At 57.6% G+C, this 5317-nt stretch carries 4 protein-coding genes; all 4 read left to right on the forward strand.

All coding sequences use genetic code 11. The features are described 5' to 3' along the window. A partial coding sequence (locus VGE80_RS07005) for a DUF1501 domain-containing protein (protein ID WP_440592145.1) occupies positions 1–390 on the forward strand: 390 nt, incomplete at its 5' end. Positions 391–420: 30 nt separating this feature from the next. Next, entirely contained in the window at positions 421–1449 is a 1029-nt protein-coding gene (locus tag VGE80_RS07010; protein WP_440592146.1) for a succinylglutamate desuccinylase/aspartoacylase family protein, read from the forward strand. Positions 1450–1543: 94 nt separating this feature from the next. Then, positions 1544–3010 (forward strand): MFS transporter, encoded by a 1467-nt coding sequence (locus VGE80_RS07015; protein ID WP_440592147.1) that lies wholly within the window; start codon positions 1544–1546, stop codon positions 3008–3010. A 2-nt stretch (positions 3011–3012) separates the two neighbouring features. Continuing rightward, on the forward strand, positions 3013–5317 hold a 2305-nt coding region (locus VGE80_RS07020), incomplete at its 3' end, for a DUF1549 domain-containing protein (protein WP_440592148.1).

Consider the following 5317-nt stretch of genomic DNA (forward strand, 5'->3'; position numbering starts at 1 on the left):
CAGATCGATCAGCCCATCGCGGCCCTGATCACCGACTTGAAACAGCGCGGGATGCTGGATGACACGCTGATCATCTGCGGCGGTGAATTCGGGCGAACCCCGACCGTTGAACTGGGGGGCGATGGAAAATCGCAACTGGGACGCGATCACAATCACTACGGATTCAGCGTCTGGATGGCAGGGGGCGGAATTCGAGGGGGGACTGCCTACGGCGCCACGGATGACTTCGGGTTTAAGGCCGAGAAGAATCCGACCAGTGTCCACGATCTCCATGCGACGATTCTTCATCTGCTGGGATTTGATCACGAGCGTCTGACCTACCGATACGCAGGAAGAGATTTCCGGCTGACTGACGTCCATGGCGAACTGATCCAGGCAATTCTGGCGTAAGCCTTATCATTCGATAGAAAGTTTCACTTCATGTCTCGCGTTGTCGCCCGTCCAAAACAGCTTGATCTCGATTCTCCCGGTCGTCGTGACTACTGGGTCGCCCTTGAGCATGACAGCATCTGGGGGGATCACCTGATCCCGCTGACCGTCTGGGTTGGTCCCGAAGCCAAGCCGGACGAAGGGCTCGTCACTTTCGGTTCGAATCATGGTAACGAGTACGAAGGGCCCGTGGTTCTTAAACACCTGATTCGCGAAATCGATCTGAAGGACGTTCGGGGCCGCATCATTTTCATCCCCGTTCTGAATCCCTCTGCGTTTCGGGCCGGGACACGTGAAAGTTCTCCGGATGACCGGGTGAACCTGAACCGCGCATTCGTGGATGGTGCCGGTGTCCAGCCCTCACTTTCCGGAATTACGCACCGCATTGCGGCCTTCGTCCGTGAATATATCTGGCCGCGAGTCCATGTCGTTATCGACCTGCACTCGGGTGGTAATGTGGCACGCTTCTCGATCTGTGCCAGCTTTCATCCTGTGGACGATCCCGTACAGTCGAAGAAGATCGAAGAGACCGCTCGCTGGTTCGGTACTCCCAGCCTGATGATTTACCAGAACATCACGCCCGGGTTGCTCCCCAGTGAAGCCGAACGACTGGGCAAAATCACGGTCGGAACCGAGCTGGGTTGGGGATGTGCGGTCAATCCTGAAGGGGTCCGTTACGGTCGCCACGGGGTGCTGGCAGCGGCCATCCATCACGATCAGCTCCATGGAACGATCGAGAAGATCGGCTATCACGCCGCGGGGACTCAGCGAAAGCTGGAGATGGTCGACCGTGCCTGCTTCTCGGTCGCTCCGTTTGATGGTCACTACGAACCGATCCTCGAATGTGGCACCCAGGTCAAGGAAGGTGACATCGTTGGCTACCTGCACGATTTCGACCATATCGACATGGACCCCTGGCCGGTGAGGGCGGGTGTCGATGGTGTGGTGCTGGCTCAGGCCTGGGTTTCACCGATTCCGCGTGGACAACACATCGTCGTCGTGGGGCGGGTGATTGACTGATGGAAACGGGCTGAGAGCGCGACGGTCGTTTCTTTCAAACGGCTCTCAGGTAGATCAATCCTTTCCTTCTTTCCCATGACAGGTGAAGTTACGTATGACAGGTGCAAGCACGACAGCCTCGACATCGCTCGAGTCGCAGCAGACCACTTCTGATGTGGCTCTGCGTCCGACGAACGTCCGTTTTGGAGTGCTTGGCCTGTTGTGCGGGCTGTCGATGATTACGTACATCGACCGCGTTTGTTTCGCTTCGGCAGCCTCGGGGATTACGAGAGATTTCGGTTTAAGCGGTCAGGAGCAGTTAAAGTGGGCTTACACGGCCTTCGCCATTGCCTATGGACTGTTTGAACTTCCCGCAGGGTGGCTCGGAGATCGTCTGGGGCCGCGCAGTACCCTGCTCCGAATCGTGATCTGGTGGTCGCTGTTCACCGCGGCCACGGGCTTAGTTGGTCTCAAATTTGGCAGCCTCACGCTGGGGGGGCTCACAACGCTCATCGTGATTCGCTTCCTGTTCGGTGCGGGTGAAGCGGGTGCGTATCCGAATATTACCCGCGCGATCCATAACTGGTTCCCCATGAAGAACTGGGAGACAGCTCAGGGCTACATCTGGATGTCGGGACGAATTGCCGGCGGCGTGACTCCGCTTGTCTGGGCGATTCTTGTCAGTGGTACGACATTTTCGACTCCCCTGCTGAACTGGCGCGGCGCGTTCCTCTTCTTCTGCGGACTCGGCCTGGTGTGGTGTGTGGTGTTTGCCTGGTGGTTTCGTGATCAACCGGCAAACCATCCTGCTGTCAATGCGGCGGAACGCGAATTGATCGGATCAACGTGGACTCCGCACAGCCACTCGAATATTCCCGTCAAGGCCATGTTGAAGAATCGAAGCCTGTGGGCTTTGTGTCTCATGTATTCGCTGATCAACTACGGATGGTTTTTTAATGTCAGCTATTTCCCAAGTTATCTGAAGGATCGCTTTCAGTTATCCGAAGGAGACTTACTGGGGGCGGTCTATGCGGGTGCCCCTTTATGGGTCGGGGCGATTGGCTGTATTTCGGGTGGGATCATCATCGGTTTCATTGCCGAGCGGATCGGTGACCGGCGCCGCGCACGGCAGATCGTCGGATGTACCGCCATGCTGGTCTGTGCCCTGTCATGGTGGAGCGTCTACCAGGCGAAATCGATTCATCAGTTCTGCATTTCGATTTCCCTCGCGGCTTTGTGTGTCGATCTGACGCTGGGGGCTGCCTGGGCGACTTGTCAGGACTTGGGACGACAACACGCCGCGGTGACCGGGGCGCTCATGAACACCGTGGGGACTGTGGGTTCGTCTCTGGCGGCCTGGTTAACGGGGGAAATCGTCCAGCGTTACGTCAAACAGGCTGCAGCTTCCGGGACCGAGGCCTTGACCGCTGCCGAAAAATACACTGCGTCGATGGCTGGCTATCAGGCCGTATTTTTCACGTACGCGTCCGTTTACGTGATCGCGGCACTCTGCTGGTGCTTTATCAACGCTTCGAAACCATTGGAGCCGGAGCAGGCTGCACCTCAGGTTGGAGGACACTGAAGATGAAATTCCTTCCACAAAACCCTACGACACGACAATGGCACCGAAGCCTGTGCCGTCTGACTTTCCTGGGGGGGCTTATCGCCTTGCTGGGTAGCCAGATTGCGTGGGCCAACGAGCCGACCGCCGAACAGGCCGAATATTTTGAGAATCACGTCCGTCCTTTGCTGATCGAAAACTGTCAGCAGTGCCACGGCAGCAAAAAGCAGGAAGGAAGTCTTCGACTGGATAGTCGCGAGACGACTCTTAAAGGGGGGGACAGTGGGCCGGCCATCGTGCCGGGGAAGCCCGATGAGAGTCTGTTGCTGACTGCGGTCCGCCGGACCGGCGATGCGTCGGCGATGCCTCCCGACAGTGCGTTGAAGGCAACTGAAGTCGCGGTGCTCACGAAGTGGATCGAGATGGGAGCCCCCTGGCCCGGTTCGGTCGATACGTCGACCTCCGTCGCTCAGGCGGGGCCGCTGTGGTCGTTGCAGCCAGTTCAGGTGATCGATCCTCCTGAGGCCCAGGACAGTGCCTGGAATCAGACTCGAATCGACCGTTACATTCACGCCGGACATCTTGCACATCAGGTGAAGCCTGTTGGGCTCGCTGACAAACGCACCCTGCTGCGCCGCGTCACCTATGACCTCACTGGACTTCCTCCGACCATCGAAGAAATCCGGGCGTTTCTCGCGGACTCCTCTCCAGACGCGTTTGCAACCGTCGTCGACCGCCTGCTGGCCACGCCGGAGTATGGTGAGCGATGGGGTCGTCATTGGCTGGACGTTGTCCGCTATGCCGATACGGCGGGTGACGGAGCAGACTACCCCGTTCCCGAAGCCTATCGCTACCGCAACTACGTCGTCCGATCCATTGCCAACGACAAGCCCTTCGACGAGTTTGTGCGCGAACAACTTGCGGGTGACATCATTGCCAAACAGGCGCTCGAAAGCGGGAATCAAACGCCCGAACAGTACGCAGACCGTGTCATCGCCACCGGATTTCTGGCTGTCGGAAAGCGGTTCGGCTACAACGACAACACGGAATTCGTGCATCTGGACATCGCGGACACGATCGACTCTGTCGGGCGATCGCTGCTGGGGCTCTCGCTGGGATGTGCCCGGTGCCACGATCACAAGTATGATCCGGTTTCCGCCAATGACTACTACGCCCTGTACGGGATTTTTGCGAGCAGCCGTTTCGCGTTTCCCGGTGGTGAAGAACTGCAGCGTCCGCGACATTTTTCTCCGGTGGTGATGCCATCCGAAGTTCAGCGGCGTGACCAGGAACGTGCGAAGCAACTGGCGGTGCTGGATGGAGAAATCCGCAGACTTGATTTCGATCGCCTGACGCTCGATCCCGCAATGATCGGTGGCGGTCTTGATTACGGTGTGGAACAGCAGGAACTGGGGCAGGCTCCGAAGGCTCCCTGGGTGACTGCAGGCCCCAATCTCGTGCTGGCTGAAGCTCAGAGCCCTTTTACGCATGTGCATCCCGCCGGTTCTCGGGGAGTTCGCGTCAAGAACACCGTCCCGAATGAAGGTGTTCGACGGGAATTCCAGAATCACACGGTCGAGACTTCTCCACAGCTTTATTTCAACCTGGATTTCCGGAACGTCGATCGAGCCGAAGGGGAAGCGGCTTACCGGTTTTACCTTGGGCATGGTGCGATCGTCTCGCTGGCGTTTGAAGCGAGCATCAGTAACGAAGAGTTCCAGGTCCGTAACGGCGACGCGTGGGAACTGGTCTCATCGCTGGAAACTGGTGCCTGGTACAATCTGGCCATTACGTTCGATCTCAAGAATCGAACCTATTCCGGAACATTGTTGAAGGCAGGTGAAACCAGTCCGATTTCCTTCGAGAACAAGAGTCTCGCAAGTAACTGGGACGGCATCATCAACACGTTTGTGTCCGACGGAATCGGAAAAGCTCCGGGACGGACGGCGGTGCGAGATCTGGACAATCTCGGAATTCAGAACCAGCCCTTTGCAATCTCACGTACCGTTCCTGCTTCGCCCGAGCAGGAGGCGAAGCTGAAGTCAGTGCTGGATTCGCTCGCAGAATTGAAAAAGCAGCGTGAACAGGTTGCGAACAACTCTCTGTACGAACTGGCCTACGCTGTTTCGGAAGCAACCCCGGTGAATGTTCGCGTTCAGAAGCGAGGTGAACCGGATCGTCTGGGAGATGAAGTTCCGCGGCGCAATCTCGAAATCCTGGGAGGTCAGCCCATTCCCGAGGGGGGAGGAAGTGGTCGACTTCAACTGGCGCAATGGTTCACGGACGAATCAAACCCCCTGCTGGCTCGCGTGATTGTGAATCGAGTCT

This window comes from Schlesneria sp. (assembly GCF_036405755.1).
GTDB classification, from domain to species: Bacteria; Planctomycetota; Planctomycetia; order Planctomycetales; family Planctomycetaceae; genus Schlesneria; species Schlesneria sphaerica.